At 72.8% G+C, this 15036-nt stretch carries 12 protein-coding genes; 6 read left to right on the plus strand and 6 right to left on the minus strand.

What is annotated here, in order from left to right:
• Positions 1–319: 319 nt before the first annotated feature.
• From dxs to KB893_RS03210, 4 genes are all read right to left on the minus strand, one after another.
• A complete protein-coding gene (gene dxs / locus KB893_RS03195; RefSeq protein WP_211928130.1) occupies positions 320–2230 on the minus strand; it encodes a 1-deoxy-D-xylulose-5-phosphate synthase in 1911 nt (636 codons plus the stop codon).
• A gap of 76 nt (positions 2231–2306) precedes the next feature.
• Positions 2307–2945 (minus strand): HNH endonuclease, encoded by a 639-nt coding sequence (locus KB893_RS03200; protein WP_211928129.1) that lies wholly within the window; start codon positions 2943–2945, stop codon positions 2307–2309.
• 82 nt (positions 2946–3027) lie between these two features.
• Positions 3028–4815, minus strand: coding sequence for an acyl-CoA dehydrogenase C-terminal domain-containing protein (locus tag KB893_RS03205; protein ID WP_213173431.1), 1788 nt, complete (start codon positions 4813–4815; stop codon positions 3028–3030).
• A 44-nt stretch (positions 4816–4859) separates the two neighbouring features.
• Positions 4860–5342, minus strand: a complete 483-nt coding sequence (locus tag KB893_RS03210; protein ID WP_211927103.1) for an LEA/WHy family protein — start codon at positions 5340–5342, stop codon at positions 4860–4862.
• A gap of 164 nt (positions 5343–5506) precedes the next feature.
• Between KB893_RS03210 and KB893_RS03215 the strand changes: the two genes are divergently transcribed.
• Positions 5507–6514, plus strand: a complete 1008-nt coding sequence (locus tag KB893_RS03215) for a GGDEF domain-containing protein (RefSeq protein ID WP_211927104.1) — start codon at positions 5507–5509, stop codon at positions 6512–6514.
• Positions 6515–6519: 5 nt separating this feature from the next.
• On the opposite strand, the gene KB893_RS03220 is transcribed toward KB893_RS03215, so the two are convergent.
• Positions 6520–7629 (minus strand): ABC transporter ATP-binding protein, encoded by a 1110-nt coding sequence (locus KB893_RS03220; protein ID WP_211927105.1) that lies wholly within the window; start codon positions 7627–7629, stop codon positions 6520–6522.
• Between the two features lie 247 nt (positions 7630–7876).
• Between KB893_RS03220 and zwf the strand changes: the two genes are divergently transcribed.
• The 5 genes from zwf to eda are packed head-to-tail and all read left to right on the plus strand — an operon-like array spanning position 7877 to position 13686.
• A complete protein-coding gene (zwf, locus tag KB893_RS03225; RefSeq protein WP_211927106.1) occupies positions 7877–9334 on the plus strand; it encodes a glucose-6-phosphate dehydrogenase in 1458 nt (485 codons plus the stop codon).
• Entirely contained in the window at positions 9331–10332 is a 1002-nt protein-coding gene (glk, locus tag KB893_RS03230; RefSeq protein ID WP_211927107.1) for a glucokinase, read from the plus strand. The genes zwf and glk overlap by 4 nt, the downstream gene beginning before the upstream one ends.
• The gene (locus tag KB893_RS03235) at positions 10329–11072 is read left to right on the plus strand and encodes a 6-phosphogluconolactonase (RefSeq protein ID WP_211927108.1); all 744 of its coding nucleotides are present in this window, start codon (positions 10329–10331) and stop codon (positions 11070–11072) included. The genes glk and KB893_RS03235 overlap by 4 nt, the downstream gene beginning before the upstream one ends.
• Positions 11073–11098: 26 nt before the next feature.
• The gene (gene edd, locus KB893_RS03240; RefSeq protein ID WP_211927109.1) at positions 11099–13018 is read left to right on the plus strand and encodes a phosphogluconate dehydratase; all 1920 of its coding nucleotides are present in this window, start codon (positions 11099–11101) and stop codon (positions 13016–13018) included.
• Positions 13015–13686: a bifunctional 4-hydroxy-2-oxoglutarate aldolase/2-dehydro-3-deoxy-phosphogluconate aldolase gene (eda, locus tag KB893_RS03245; protein WP_211927110.1), complete on the plus strand. Its 672-nt coding sequence runs from the start codon at positions 13015–13017 to the stop codon at positions 13684–13686. Before edd ends, eda begins: the two co-directional genes overlap by 4 nt.
• Before the next feature lie 24 nt (positions 13687–13710).
• Here the strand turns inward: eda and KB893_RS03250 are convergent, their stop codons facing one another.
• Positions 13711–14808: an acyltransferase family protein gene (locus tag KB893_RS03250; protein WP_211927111.1), complete on the minus strand. Its 1098-nt coding sequence runs from the start codon at positions 14806–14808 to the stop codon at positions 13711–13713.
• Positions 14809–15036 lie beyond the last annotated feature (228 nt).

Raw genomic sequence — 15036 nt, forward strand, 5'->3', positions numbered from 1 at the left:
CGTCGCGGCTGAAGCCGCTCCCACAAAAGGCGTGGCCAGCATCCTGCCGCGGGGAACCCGTCGCGGGCGTCCTGCTTCGCGGCTGATCCTGCACGCGTCTGCCGCGCCTCACGCGACCCGGAAGGGCAACGGCAACAGCAGAAGGCGACGGCAGGACGAGGCGCCCGGGCTGTTGTAGGAGCGGCTTCAGCCGCGACCGGCGTGGAGCAGCCGTGCGGCTCGATCGGGGCACGGGCGCACGACCCGCGAGGCCCCACCGCCACGGGATCCGGAGGCGCAGAGCTCGCGGCCGAAGCCGCTCCTGCAGGAGGAGGGCCGGTCAGCCCGCGGCGCTGCGTACGCCGGAGGCCGGCTTCAGCGCGTCCTTGAAGCGCGCCTGGATCGCGTCGCGAACCCCCGCCGCGTCGAGCCCGGCTTCGGCGAGAAGCTCCTCGCGCGCGGCGTGCTCCATGAAGCGGTCGGGCAGGCCGAGGTGCTGTACCGGCAGGAGGATCGCCTCCGACGCCAGGAACTCCGCCACCGCGCTGCCGGCGCCGCCGGCGATCGCGTTGTCCTCCAGGGTGACGAAGCCGGCATGCGTGCCGGCAAGCTCGCGCAGCAGCGCCTCGTCGAGCGGGCGCACGAAGCGCATGTTGACCACGGTCAGGTCCAGCGCCGCGCCGACGTCCTCGGCCACCTGCACGAGCGGGCCGAAGGCCAGCAGCGCCAGGCGCGAGCCGCGGCGGCGCACCTCGGCGCGGCCCAGCGGCAGCGTGTCCAGCGTCGGCGCGATCGCGGCGCCGGGGCCGGTGCCGCGCGGATAGCGCACCGCGGCGGGGCCGGGGTGGCGGAAGCCGGTGGTCAGCATCTGCCGGCATTCGTTCTCGTCGGCCGGCGCCATCAGCACCATGTTCGGGATGCAGCGCAGGAAGGAGAGGTCGAAGCTGCCCGCATGGGTGGCGCCATCGGGGCCGACCACGCCGGCGCGGTCGATGGCGAACAGCACGTCAAGCTCCTGCAGGGCGACGTCGTGGATCAGCTGGTCGTAGGCGCGCTGCAGGAAGGTCGAGTAGATCGCGACCACCGGCTTGGCGCCTTCCAGCGCCATCCCCGCGGCGAGCGTGACCGCATGCTGCTCGGCGATGGCGACGTCGAAATAGCGGCCCGGGTACTCCTTCGAGAACCGCACCAGGCCCGAGCCTTCGCGCATCGCCGGGGTGATGCCCATCAGCCGCGCGTCGGCGGCGGCCATGTCGCACAGCCAGTCGCCGAAGATCTGGGTGTAGCTCGGCTTCGACGGGCCCTTCTTGGCGACCAGGCCCACCTCGGGATCGAAGGGCGACACGGCGTGGTAGCCGATCTGGTCGCCCTCGGCGAGGTCGTAGCCCTTGCCCTTGGTGGTGACCACGTGCAGCAGCTTGGGGCCCTTGAGCTTCTTCAGCGTGCGCAGGGTCGAGACCAGGGCGCCGATGTCGTGGCCGTCGATCGGCCCGGTGTAGTGCAGGCCCATCTCCTCGAACAGGGTCGAGGGCACGAACATGCCCTTGGCGTGCTCTTCCCAGCGCCGCACGAAGCGCGCGGCCGGGTTGCTCTTGTCGCCGAGAAGCTTCTTGCCGCCCTCGCGCACCGCGTTGAGCGTGCTGCTGCCCATCATCCGGCCGAGCATGCGGGTCAGCCCGCCGACGTTCTCGGAGATCGACATCTGGTTGTCGTTGAGGATCACCAGCAGGTTGGGCTCGGGCTCGAGCCCGCCGGCGTGGTTGAGCGCCTCGTAGGCCATGCCGGCGGTCATCGCGCCGTCGCCGATCACCGCCACCACCTGGCGCGGATCGCCCTCGGCCTCGAGCGCCAGCGCCATCCCCAGCGCGGCCGAGATCGAGGTCGAGGAATGACCGACATCGAGCGTGTCGTAGACGCTCTCCTTGCGCTTGGGGAAGGGCGCCAGCCCGTCCTTCTGCTTGACCGTGTGGATGCGGTCGCGGCGGCCGGTCAGGATCTTGTGCGGGTAGCACTGGTGGCCGACGTCCCAGACGATGCGGTCCTCCGGCGTCTGGTACAGCCAGTGCAGCGCCACGGTGAGCTCGATCACGCCGAGCCCGGCGCCGAAGTGGCCGCCGGCGCGGGAGACCTGCTCGATGAGGTAGGCACGCAGCTCGTCGGCGATGGCGGGCAGTTCGGACTCGTCGAACGTGCGCAGGTCGGCCGGGCTGTCGATGCGCGAGAGGCGCGGATAGCGCGTTGCGTCGATCATCCGCGGATTGTCGCCCCGGCGCAGGTGAGCGGCAAGGAAAGGGCGAGGAATGGCCGCGGCGCGCCGGCCCCCGGGTTCAGGCCTGCGGGCGCCGCCTCCGGGGCAGGTGGCTGCGCAGGAAGCTCATCTGGTCGGCGAGGATGTGGCGGTTGCTGAGGATCAGGTGCTCCACCCAGCTCGGCCGGAACGGCACCGCCAGCAGCGGCATGCCCGCCTGCTGCGGCGTGCGCCCGCCCTTGCGCGAATTGCAGGCCAGGCAGGCGGTGACGACGTTCTCCCAGACGTCGCGGCCGCCGCGCGAGATCGGGTGGACGTGGTCGCGGGTGAGCTGGGCGCGCTGGACCTCGCGCCCGCAGTACATGCACAGGTAGGCGTCGCGGGCGAACAGCGCCGGATTGCTCAAAGCCGGGGACGGGTTGAGCGCCCGCGGCTTGGCGTGGCCGCGGGCGGCCACGATCGGGTGCAGCTCGATCACGCTCTGCCGGTCGGAGGCGCGGTTGTGGCCGCCGTGCACGGTGATGCAGGGTTCGCCGAGCGTCCACACCACCGCGTCGCGCACGTAGAGGCAGACCGCGTCCTGCCAGCTCATCCAGTCGAGGATGTGGCCCTGGGCGTCGAGGCAGAGCACGCGGGGCTTCGGATGCAGCACGGAGACGCGGGCGCCCGCGGCGGGATCCGCGGGGAATGCGATCGGCAGGGGCGTCTGACCCGGCATCGAAGGCCGAGCATAGAGCAAAACCGTGACGGTTTGACAAGCGCGGCGCCGGGGGCGTCCGGCACCGCGCCCGTGGACGGCTTCAGGCGTCGAACGCGGCGGCGTCCAGGCGCATGAGCGTGCCGGCACCGCTGCGGATGGCCGCGGCATGCGCCAGGCGCCGCGGCAGGATGCGGCCGTAGTAGAAGCGCGCGGTTTCCAGCTTGGCGCTGCGGAAGGCCTCGGGCTGGTCGCCGCCGCGCAGCGCCGCCACCGCACGCGCCCACCAGTAGCCCAGGGCGACGTAGCCCGAGCAGAACAGGTAGTCGACCGCGGCGGCGCCGATCTCCTCCGGATCGGTGCCGGCGCGCGTCACCACCTCCTGCGTCAGCGTCGCCCAGTCGGCGGCGGCCTCGCCGAGCGGCGCCACGAATTCGGCCAGGGTGGCATCGGAGGCGTGGTCGGCGCAGAAGCGCTCGATCTCGGCCAGGAACAGCCTCAGGCCGGCGCCCTTGAGCTGCAGCAGCTTGCGCCCGACCAGGTCGTTGGCCTGGATCTGGGTGGTGCCCTCGTAAAGCGTGGTGATGCGCGCGTCGCGCGCGAACTGTTCGATGCCGTGCTCGCGGATGTAGCCGTGGCCGCCGTAGACCTGGATCGCGTTGTAGGTGCATTCCACCGCCCACTCGGTGAGGCAGCCCTTGACGATCGGCGTGAGGAAGCCGGCCAGCGCCTCGCCGCGGGCGCGGCCGTCGGCATCGGTGCCGCGCTCGTGCTCGTCGAGCTGGGCGAAGGCGTAGGCCGCGAGCAGGCGCGCGCCTTCGGTCAGGGCCTTGTTGGTCAGCAGCATCCGGCGCACGTCGGGGTGCACGATGATCGGGTCGGCCGGCTTCTCCGGCAGCTTCGGCCCGCCGAGCGCGCGCATCTGCAGGCGCTCGCGCGCGTAGGCCAGGGCGTTCTGGGTGGCGCGTTCCATCAGGCCCAGGCCCTGCACGCCGACGCCGAGGCGCGCCGAGTTCATCATGATGAACATGCCCTGCAGGCCGCGGTGCGGCTGCCCGACCAGCCAGCCCTGCGCGCCGTCGAAGTTGATGACGCAGGTGGCCGAGCCCTTCAGGCCCATCTTGTGCTCGATCGCGCCGCAGCGGACCGCATTGCGGGCGCCCATGGCGCCGTCGCGGCCGACCTGGAACTTCGGCACGAGGAACAGCGAGATGCCCTTCACCCCGGGCGGCGCATCGGGCAGGCGGGCGAGGACGAGGTGCACGATGTTCTCGGTGAAGTCGTGCTCGCCGGCGCTGATGAAGATCTTGGTGCCGGTGATCGCGTAGCTGCCGTCGGCCTGCGGCTCGGCGCGCGTCTTGAGCAGGCCGAGGTCGGTGCCGCAGTGCGGCTCGGTCAGGCACATGGTGCCGGTCCAGCGGCCCTCGACGATGGGCGTGAGGAAGGCCTGCTTCTGCCAGTCCTCACCCTGGTGGCGCAGCGCCTCGATCGCGCCGTGCGAGAGCAGCGGATAGGTGCTCCAGGAGAGGTTGGCGGCGTCGAGCATCTCCTTGAACACCGCGTCGACCATCAGCGGCAGGCCCTGCCCGCCGATCTCCGCCGGCACGGTCAGGCCCTGCCAGCCATCCTCGACGAAGCGCGCATAGGCCTCGCGGAAGCCCGGCGGCGTGCGCACCTCGCCCGTGGCCGCATCGAAGCTGCAGCCGTGTTCGTCGCCGGCCTGGTTGAGCGGCGCGAGCACCTGCCCGGCGAAGCGTGCGGCCTCCTCCAGGACGGCCTCGACCGTCTCGCGGTCGGCCTCGTTGCCCAGGCGGGCGGACTGCGCCTCCAGGCCGAGCACGTCGAACAGCGCGAACCGGTAGTCGCGCAGGGGAGCGGTATAGCGGGTCATGGATCCACTCGATGCGGGGAAGGGCGTCGCGCGGCGCCGCGGCGTCAGCGCAGGGTGCCGGCGAGGCCCGGTACCGGGTTCAGCAGGCTGTTGAATTCGAAAGGAAACTCACGGTCGTCGGGTTCGCCGGTGCGGATCCGGCCCTCGAAGCGATAGCGGACGCCGGTGCGGCCGGCCAGCACCTTCTCCATCGCCGCGCGCGCCTCCGGCGTGGGCTGCAGGCGGGCCTGCGTGGTGTCGGCGGCGAAGCGGCCGATCGACATGGCCGGCGCCACCTCGATGCGCCCGGCCTCGACGCCGCCGAGGGTCAGCGCGGCCTCGACCTGCTCGAACTGCATGCTCACGGTGCTGAAGTTCTGCATGCGCAGGTCGATCGTCCAGCTGCCGTCGGACTCGACCTGGAGCTGCTGGATGCTCGCCTGCGGCGGGAAGATCCGGCGCACCTCGCCGCTGCCGCAGCCGGCGACGACGAGCGCGAGCAGGATCGTGGCGAGGCGGGGCAGGGCAGCGGTTCGCGGGCGGCGCATGGCGTCGTCCTTCGTCGGATGGAGGGCCGCCGAGGATAGCAGCGGGGCCGGGACGTGATGCACCGCACGATCCCGCACATCTCGACGTGGCGTTCACTCTGCGCGCCGCGGCGCTGGCTAGTCTGCACCGATCCGCTCCCCCCGGCGGCAGGACTTCCCCACCGATGCACCGAGACGACGGGTTCGAGCCCCTGGAGCCGTTCGCGTCCCTGCGCGACGTCTGCAGCAGTGCGCTCACGATTGCCCGCGAAGGATCGCCCCTGGACAACTGGATGGCCGCGCGCCTGGAGGGCGACGCCCTGGTCGTGGAGGCGGTGGATGCCGCCGGCGACGGTGCTCCGCGGGTGGCCGAGCGCCTGCCGTGGCGCGGCACCATCGGCCATCGCATGGCGGTGGGCGACTGCCCGTACGTGGTGGCGGACGTGGGTGCGGTCGAGGCCTATGCCGACCGGCCCTGCGTGGCTCGCTTCGGCATGCGCGCCTATGCCGGCGTGCCGCTGGTCGACCACCACGGGCGCCTGTTCGGCGTGCTCTGCGGCTGGTCGGGACGCGCGCTGGCGCTGGACGTGGCCGCGCACGAGCAGCGCATGGTGCTGGCCGCGCGCGTGCTGTCGACCTACCTGGCGCTGCGCGCGCGGCTGGACGCGGTGGAGCGCCGCGCGGAGCAGGCCGAGACCGCCTCGCGCACCGATCCGCTGACCGGGCTGGCGAACCGGCGCGGCTGGGACGCGGCCATCGAAGGTGGGCAGCGCAAGCTGGTCCGCGAGGAGGCCAGCGCGGCGGTGGTGGTCGCCGACGTCGACGGGCTCAAGCACGTCAACGACAACGTCGGTCACGAAGCCGGTGATGCGCTCCTCGTGCAGGTGGCGCAGGTGCTCGCGCGCCTGGTCCGGCCCAGCGACACCGTGGCGCGGCTCGGCGGCGACGAGTTCGCCCTGCTGCTCGACGGCGTGCACCGGAGCCAGCGCAACGAGGTGCTCTCGCGCCTGCGCGAGGCCCTGCATGCGGCGGGGCTGCAGGTCAGCCTCGGGATCGCCTGCGCCGAGCGCGGCCATTCGCTGCGCCGCGCCTTCGCGGTCGCCGACGCGCGGATGCTGCAGGACAAGGCCGTGCGCCATGCGCAGGGCGAGATTCCGATGCTGTGCCCGATGCCGACCCGGCACACCGCCTGAGCGGCTCAGGCCGCGGCGGCGGACGGCGCGGCGGGCATGCGGCGCTCGCTGTCGGGATCGAAGAAGTGCAGCCGTGCCGGCTCGAACGCCAGCGTCAGCTCGGCGCCCGGCGTCGGCAGTTCCGCGCCGGGCGGCATCCGCGCGATCACCTCGCGGCCGTCGGCGCTGGCGTAGAGGAAGACCTCGTTGCCGACCGGCTCGACCACGTCGAGGCGCACCCGGATCGCCCCGGCGGTATCGCTGCCGCCGACGTGCAGCTGCTCGGGACGAATGCCGACGACGACGCGGCGTCCGCGATGGCCGGCCAGTGCGGCCGACTGCGCCGGGTCCAGCGCCACCGGCCGCCCCTGCAGGCGCAGGGTGCCGTCGGCGGCCACCTCGCCGTCGAACAGGTTCATCGCCGGGCTGCCGAGGAAGCCCGCCACGAACAGGTTGGCGGGCCGGTCGTAGAGGTTCATCGGCGTGTCGATCTGCTGCACCTCGCCGTCCTTGAGCACCACGATGCGCTGGCCGAGGGTCATGGCCTCGATCTGGTCGTGGGTGACGTAGATCATGGTCGCCCCGAGCCGGCGGTGCAGGCGCGCGATCTCCACCCGCATCGAGGTGCGCAGCTTGGCATCGAGGTTGGACAGCGGCTCGTCGAGCAGGAACACCGCCGGGTCGCGCACCAGGGCGCGGCCCAGCGCGACGCGCTGGCGCTGGCCGCCCGAGAGCTGCCCCGGCTTGCGCTCGAGCATGGTGTCCAGGCCCAGGATCTCCGCCGCCTCGGCGGTGCGCCGCGCGATCTCCTCCTTCGACTGGCCGCGCAGCCTGAGCCCGAAGGCGAGGTTCTCCGCCACGCTCATGTGCGGGTAGAGCGCGTAGCTCTGGAACACCATGGCGATGTCGCGGTCCTTGGGCGCGACGTCGTTGACCACCCGCTCGCCGATCGCGAGCGTGCCCTCGCTGATCGACTCCAGCCCCGCGATCATGCGCAGGAGCGTCGACTTGCCGCAGCCAGAGGGTCCGACCAGCACCAGGAACTCACCGTCGGCGACCTCGAAGTCGGCGCCCTTCACGGCGACGAAGCCGTTGTCGTAGACCTTGCGGACGCCGTCGAGGCGGACCTGGGCCATCGTCATCTCTCCTGTGGAATGCAGCTGCGGCCGTGCAGCATGAATGCCGGCGGCCGCTTGCGCTAATCTTCCATGTAAACGTTTTCATCGACCACGGGCAAGGCGCGGCGCAGCGTGGGTGCCGGAACCGGCGAGGGCTGCGATCATGCTGTCCCCGCCGGGACAGCGAACCGGTTGCCGCCGGCAGCGCCCGGTGCCGACCGTGTACTGTCTCCGGCCCGACCACCCGCAGAGGCTCACTTCCGCGATGCACGACACCCTCCTGCTGTTCGGTGCCACCGGCGATCTCGCCGCCCGGATGCTGTTCCCGTCGCTTGCGCACCTGCTGCGCGACCGCCTGCTGCCGGATGGGTTCCGCGTGGTCGCGGTCGGCCGCCAGGAGTTCGATCCGGACGGGTTCCGCGAATGGCTGTCCGAGCGCATCGAAGGCTTCGTCGGCGACGACATGAAGGCCCGCGAGTGGGTCGAGCTGTTCGAGCGGACCGAGTACGTCACCGCCGACCTGGCCGACCCGGCTTCGATCCCGGAGGTGCTCGGCCACTACGCGGAGCGGCCGTGCGTGAGCTACCTGGCGACGCCGCCGGCGCTGTTCATCCCGATCACCCAGGGGCTCAAGGCCGCCGGACTGCTGGACGCGCCCTCGCGCCTGGTGCTGGAGAAGCCGCTCGGCCGCGACCTGGCCTCGGCCCGCGAGATCAATGCCGCGATCCGCGCCTGCGCCGCCGAGGAGCAGGTGTTCCGCATCGACCACTACCTCGGCAAGGCGGCGGTGCAGAACCTCGCCGCGCTGCGCTTCGGCAACACCCTGTTCGAGGCGGTGTGGAGCCGGCGCTGGATCGAGTCGGTCGACATCATGATCGCCGAGACCACCGGCGTGGACGGCCGCGACGGCTACTACGCCAAGTCCGGCGCGCTGCGCGACATGGTCCAGAACCACATCCTGCAGCTGCTGTGCCTGATCGCGATGGAGCCGCCCTCGGCGCTCGACGCCGACTCGGTGCGCGACGAGAAGCTCAAGGTGCTGCGCGCGCTGCGCCCGATGCGCCCGGCCGATGCCTGCACCGACGTCGTGCGCGGCCGCTACGGCGACGGCGTGGTCGGCGGCAGGTCGGTGACCGGCTACGCGCCGCCGGAAGGCACCGACCCGGAGACCTTCGTCGCGGTCCGCGCCTACATCGACAACTGGCGCTGGGCCGGCGTGCCGTTCCGGCTGGTCACCGGCAAGCGCATGCCCACCCGCAGCACCCAGGTGGTGGTGAACTTCCGGCCGGTCTCGCACTGGCTGTTCGAGCATCCGCGCCGCGAGAAGGCCGCGCCCAACCGCCTGGTGCTCAAGCTGCAGCCGGAGGAGGCCGTGGAGCTGGGCCTGATGAACAGCCTGGCGGGTCCGGAATGGGGCGCGCAGGAGCTCAAGCCGCTGCCGCTCGACCTCACCGTGCACCGCGAGACGCCGCGCCGCATCGCCTACGAGCGGTTGCTGCTGGATGCCCTGATCGGCAACCCGGCGCTGTTCGTGCGCAGCGACGAGGTCGAGGCGGCCTGGGCCTTCATCGACAGCGTCATCGCCGCCTGGACCGCCGGCAGCTGCCCCGTCCATCCCTATCCCGCCGGCTCGTGGGGCCCGAAGGAAGCCGAGGAATTCCTGCCCGGCGCCCTGACCGAGCCGCCGCGGCCCGAACGGCCTACGCCCCGGAGCGCACTGTGAGCGACGTCCTCCTGGCCGACATCGGCGGTACCAACGCGCGCTTCGCGCTCGCCGACGACAGCGCTGTCAACCCGCTGGTGGACGGCAGCATGCGCCGCTACGACACCGCCGATTTCCCCAGCCTCGCCGAGGCCGCACGGCACTACCTCGGCGAGATCGGCGCCGATCCCAGCCGCGGCGTGTTCGCGGCGGCCGGCCCGGTGGTCGGCGATTCGATCCGCATGACCAACTGCCCCTGGGTGATCTCCTTCAGCCAGACCCGGCAGGCGCTGGATTTCGCGCGGCTGCACGTGGTCAACGATTTCCACGCGATGGCGCGCTGCGTCCCGCTGCTCGAGGACGCCGACGTGGAGCCGGTCGGCGGCGTCGCCCAGGCGCACATCGAGCTCGGCGAGTCCAACCACAACTGCGCCGTGCTCGGGCCGGGCACCGGCCTCGGCGTGGGTGGGCTGATCCTGCGCGAGGGCCGCGCCTTCGCGCTGGAGACCGAGGGCGGTCACGTCAGCTTCGCCCCGGTCGACGAGCTGGAGATCGACATCCTGAGGCGCCTGGTCGCGCGCTTCGGGCGCGTCTCGACCGAACGCCTGATCTGCGGCAGCGGCCTGGTCGTGCTGCACCAGACGCTGGCCGAGATCGAGGGCCACGCGCCCGAGGACCTCGAGCCCAAGGACGTGACTGCGCGCGCCGAGGCGGGCGACGCCGCTGCGCTGCGCACGATCGAGGTGTTCTGCGCGATCTTCGGCAGCGTCGCCGGCGACGTCGCGCTGATGCTCGGAGCCTGGGACGGCGTCTACCTCACCGGCGGACTGGTGCCGCGCCTGATGTGGTGCCTGCGCGACGGCCGCTTCCGCGAACGCTTCGAGGCCAAGGGCCGCTTCGCCGAGGTCCTGGCGGCCACGCCGACGGTGGCGATCCTGCATCCGCAGCCGGGCCTGCTGGGCCTGGCCGCGATCGCCCTGGACGAGCGCCGCCACGTGGCGCCGGGAGCGCTGTCGTGAGCTTCCGCGTCGATCCTGCGGCCAGCGACTACCGCTGGACCGAGTTCCGCGACGTGGAGGCCTGGGCCGAGGGCGCCAGCGACGCCATCGTCGCGGCGCTGGCCCACGCCGTGCAGGAGCGCGGCGGCGCGCGTCTGCTGCTGTCCGGCGGCGGCACGCCCGCGCCGGTGTATCGTGCGCTGCCGGACGCGGTGCTGGACTGGTCGAAGGTCCGCGTCGGCCTCGTCGACGAACGCGCCAGCGACGCGGCGGAGGCGAGCAACGCCCTGCTGGTGCGCGAGACGCTCCTGCGCGACGGCGCGCGCGCGGCGGTGCTCGAGCCGCTGCATCCGGTCCCGGGCGATCCGCCGCCGCAGCCGGGTGCCGACCTGGTCGCCGAGGCCGACGCCCGCCATCGCGCGGCGGACGCGCCGCCGCTGGTGGCGGTGTTCGGGATGGGCGACGACGGCCACACCGCGTCGCTGTTCCCGCACGGCCCCGACCTCGCCGACGCCCTGGATGCCGAGGCGCATTTCGTCCGCACCGACGCCAGCGCGATCGCCGGCGCGCGCGGCTGGCCGCGGCGCATCACCCTCACCCCCGCGGGCTGGCGCCATGCCGCCGCGCGCATCCTGCTGCTGCGCGGCGACGGCAAGCGCCGCCTGTTCGGCCGCGCGCTGGAGTCCGGCGACGTCGCCGAGCTGCCGGTCCGTGCGCTCTTCGCCGGAGACACGCCGCTGCACGTGTACTGGTGCCCCTGACCGCCACGCTTTCACGAGCCGAGCCCATGACCATCGATCCCCGCATCGCCGCCGTCACCGAGCGGATCCGCCGTCGCAGCGTCGACACGCGCCGCGCCTACCTCGAGATGATCGACGCCGCGCGCGCGCGCGGCCCGTCGCGCGGACGCCTGTCCTGCGCCAACCTGGCCCACGGCTTCGCCGCCTGCGGCCCCGAGGACAAGGCCGCGCTCAAGGGCGGCGTCACCCCGAACCTGGGCATCGTCACCGCCTACAACGACATGCTCTCGGCGCACCATCCCTACGAGCACTACCCCGAGGTGATCCGCCGCGTCGCCCGCGAGGTCGGCGGCACCGCGCAGGTCGCCGGCGGCGTGCCGGCGATGTGCGACGGCGTCACCCAGGGCCGCCCGGGCATGGACCTGTCGCTGTTCTCGCGCGACGTCATCGCCCAGGCCACGGCCATCGCGCTCAGCCACGACATGTTCGACGCGGCGGTCTGCCTCGGCATCTGCGACAAGATCGTGCCGGGCCTGCTGATCGGCTCGCTCGCCTTCGGCCAGCTGCCGGTGGTGTTCGTGCCCGGCGGGCCGATGCCGACCGGCATCCCCAACAAGAAGAAGGCCGAGGTGCGCGAGCGCTACGCGGCCGGCGAGGCCACGCGCGAGGAGCTGCTCGAGGTCGAGTCGGCCTCCTACCACTCGCCGGGCACCTGCACCTTCTACGGCACCGCCAATTCCAACCAGGTCATGCTCGAGGCGATGGGCCTGCAGCTGCCGGGCAGTTCCTTCGTCAATCCGGGCACGCCGCTGCGCAGCGCGCTCGACGCCGAGGCGGTGCGCCAGGCGTTCGCGATCACTGCCCTGGGCGAGAACTACCGGCCGATCGGCCACCTCGTCGACGAACGCGCGATCGTCAACGCCGTGGTGGCGCTGCTGACCACCGGCGGATCCACCAACCACACCATCCACTGGGTCGCGGTGGCGCGCGCGGCCGGCATCCTGATCGACTGGGACGACTTCGACGAGATCGCCGCGGCGACGCCGCTGCTGGCGCGCGTCTATCCCAACGGCGAGGCGGACGTGAACCACTTCGAGGCGGCAGGCGGCACCGTGTTCGTGCTGCGCGAGCTGCTCGACGCCGGCCTGCTGCACGACATCCCCAGCATCGTCGGCAGCATGCGCGACTACACCCGCGACCCGAAGCTCGCCGAGGGCGGCAGGGTGCGCTGGGTCGACGGCGCGCGCGAGTCGGCCGACCGCGACGTGGTGCGCCCGGCGAGCGATCCGTTCGAGCACCACGGCGGTCTGCGCGTGCTGCGCGGCAACCTCGGCCGCAGCCTCGCCAAGATCTCCGCGGTCAAGCCGCAGCACCGCCGCGTGCACGCGCCGGCGGTGGTCATCGACGACCCGCAGCAGCTGCGCGACCTGCACAAGCAGCGCGCGCTGCCGGACGACTTCATAGCCGTGCTGCGCTACCAGGGCCCGACCGCCAACGGCATGCCCGAGCAGCATTCGCTGACGCCGCTGCTGGGCATGCTGCAGAACCAGGGCCGCCACGTCGCCCTGGTCACCGACGGGCGCATGTCGGGCGCCTCCGGCAAGGTACCCTCGGCCATCCACCTGACTCCCGAGGCCGCGTCCGGCGGGCCGATCGGCAGGGTCCGCAGCGGCGACATGATCCTGCTCGACACCGAGGCCGGCGTGCTCGAGGTCGAAGTCGACGCGGCGGAATGGGAGCGCCGCGAGATCGCGCCGGATTCGACGCCCACCGCCCTCGACATCGGCCGCGTGCTGTTCGGCGGCAACCGCCGTCTGGCAGGCTCGGCGGAGGAGGGCGCACTGTCGATCAGCGTCGACGCCGTCGCCCCCGACCATCCTCGCGACGACCGCACGCCGAGCGAGGCCACCTACGACATGGGCCCCGGCAATCCGGCGGCCGCCGATTTCGAGGTCCGCGACCAATGACCGATCTGTCCACCCTTGCCGGCCGCCAGGCCGAGGCCCGGGAACTGATGCGCCGCGCCGGCGTGCTGCCGGTGGTGACGGTGGCGTCCGCCGGGCAGGGCGTCGCCATCGCCCGCGCCCTGGTCGCGGGCGGCCTGCCGGGCGTCGAGGTGACCCTGCGCTCGCCCGCCGCGCTCGACGCCATCGCCGCGATCCGCGAGCAGGTGCCGGATGCGGAGGTGGGCGCCGGCACCGTGCTCGGCGCCGCGCAGCTGCGCCAGGCGCTCGACGCCGGCGCCGGCTTCATCGTCTCGCCGGGCACGCCGGCGGACGTCGCCGAGGCCTTCGCCGAGGCGCCGGTGCCGGTGATCCCGGGTGCCGCCACCCCGACCGAGCTGATCGCGCTGTACAACCGCGGCTTCCGCGTGGCCAAGCTGTTCCCGGCCTCCTCGGTCGGCGGCGTCGGCCTGCTGAAGTCGCTGCAGGGCCCCCTGCCCGGCATCCGCATCTGCCCGACGGGCGGCATCGGCCCGGCCAACGCCGCCGACTACCTGGCACTGTCGAACGTCGGCTGCATCGGCGGCTCGTGGATGCTGAAGCCGGAGTGGCTCGACGCCGGCGACTTCGCCGCCGTCACCGCCGCCGCGCGCGAGGCGCGCGCCATCGTCGACCGCGTCCGCGCAGGCTGACGGCCGTCCCGGTGCCGGCGTGCGCTAGGCGCTCTCGCGGGCCGGCGCCGCCGGATCGAGGGCGACCGCGGCGCGGCGCCGCTGCCGCGTCCGCAGCCAGCGCCGCACCGGGATGTCGTAGACGCGCTCGACGCAGACCGAGGCGGCGAGCAGTACCGCCAGCAGGAGCAGGCCGGACAGCGGCGCCCAGCGCTCGACCATGTCGCCGAGGGCGAAATGCAGGGCCTCGCCCACCGGCTTGTGCAGCACGTAGATCGGGTAGCTCGCCGAGCCGAGCATCAGCATCAGCGGGGCGAGGCGCACGTGCGTCGGACGCGATGCGACGACCACCACCAGCGGGAACAGGAGCCCGACGGCGAGGAGGTCGGCCAGGGGATCCAGCGCGCCGAGGCTCGGCGAGGCCAGGACGAGCACGACCAGCGGGATCGCCGCACTCGGCGGGATCCGCGAGACCCGCGCCTGCAGGGCGTCGTGGTGGCGGAACAGCAGCAGGCCGAGCAGGATGCCGAACACGGCCCGCGCCAGCCCGGTGACGAGCGACACCGCGCTCCACGTCCAGCCCAGGTCCAGGTGCCCGTGCGCCAGCGCGGACCCGGCGGCGACCGCACCCGCGACCGCCACGGCGATGCCCAGTCCGTGCGGCCCGACGAACGGCCGCACCGCGGCATAGGCGAAGTTGACCAGCAGCTCGAAGAACAGCGACCAGTACGGACCGTTGACGGTGAACAGCTCGACGCTGCCCGGCAGCGGCACCGGCAGGAACAGCGCGGCCAGCGCAATGTGCAGCGCGACCGCGGCCAGCACCGTGGGATCGGTGCCGCCGCCCAGCACCGTCTTCGCCACCAGCGCCACGCCCGCCAGCAGCAGCGACAGCGCGAACACCGGGTACAGCCGGATCAGGCGGACGGCGACGAACTCGGCGAAGCCGATGCTGCGGTCGCGCAGGCGTCGATCGTAGGCGTGGCCGATGACGAAGCCGCTGAGCAGGAAGAACAGATCGACGCCGAGGTAGCTGCGGAACAGCGCCAGATCCCACCACGGCAGGGTATGGCGCATGAGGACCGCGATGGCCGCGATCCCGCGGATGCCGTCGAGAAGGACGAAGCGCTCGGTCTGCTGCAAGCCGATTCTCCGGTAGGCGGACGCGCGGTGCCCGTCCACCGGCGGGCGGATGCACATCGGTCAGGTCCAGGACGGACCGGCGGCTCGAAGACGAGCCACCGGTCGTGCGGCGCGGAGCATAACCGGAACTGCGTCACATAAACCCGGGCAAGAAGTGAAGGCCGCGGCGGTCCCGCCGCACGCCCGGTCTCCGCCGCCCCGGCGCCTGTGCCCGCTTCCGGCCGCGAC

The sequence above is a fragment of the Coralloluteibacterium stylophorae genome (assembly GCF_018122625.2).
Taxonomy (GTDB): Bacteria; Pseudomonadota; Gammaproteobacteria; order Xanthomonadales; family Xanthomonadaceae; genus Coralloluteibacterium; species Coralloluteibacterium stylophorae.

Bases quoted from the DNA above. Each gene is read 5' to 3' on its own strand.
- dxs (WP_211928130.1), bottom strand. From the start codon at position 2,230: ATGATCGACGCAACGCGCTATCCGCGCCTCTCGCGCATCGACAGCCCG.
- KB893_RS03200 (WP_211928129.1), bottom strand. From the start codon at position 2,945: ATGCCGGGTCAGACGCCCCTGCCGATCGCATTCCCCGCGGATCCCGCC.
- KB893_RS03205 (WP_213173431.1), bottom strand. From the start codon at position 4,815: ATGACCCGCTATACCGCTCCCCTGCGCGACTACCGGTTCGCGCTGTTC.
- KB893_RS03210 (WP_211927103.1), bottom strand. From the start codon at position 5,342: ATGCGCCGCCCGCGAACCGCTGCCCTGCCCCGCCTCGCCACGATCCTG.
- KB893_RS03215 (WP_211927104.1), top strand. From the start codon at position 5,507: ATGCACCGAGACGACGGGTTCGAGCCCCTGGAGCCGTTCGCGTCCCTG.
- KB893_RS03220 (WP_211927105.1), bottom strand. From the start codon at position 7,629: ATGGCCCAGGTCCGCCTCGACGGCGTCCGCAAGGTCTACGACAACGGC.
- zwf (WP_211927106.1), top strand. From the start codon at position 7,877: ATGCACGACACCCTCCTGCTGTTCGGTGCCACCGGCGATCTCGCCGCC.
- edd (WP_211927109.1), top strand. From the start codon at position 11,099: ATGACCATCGATCCCCGCATCGCCGCCGTCACCGAGCGGATCCGCCGT.
- eda (WP_211927110.1), top strand. From the start codon at position 13,015: ATGACCGATCTGTCCACCCTTGCCGGCCGCCAGGCCGAGGCCCGGGAA.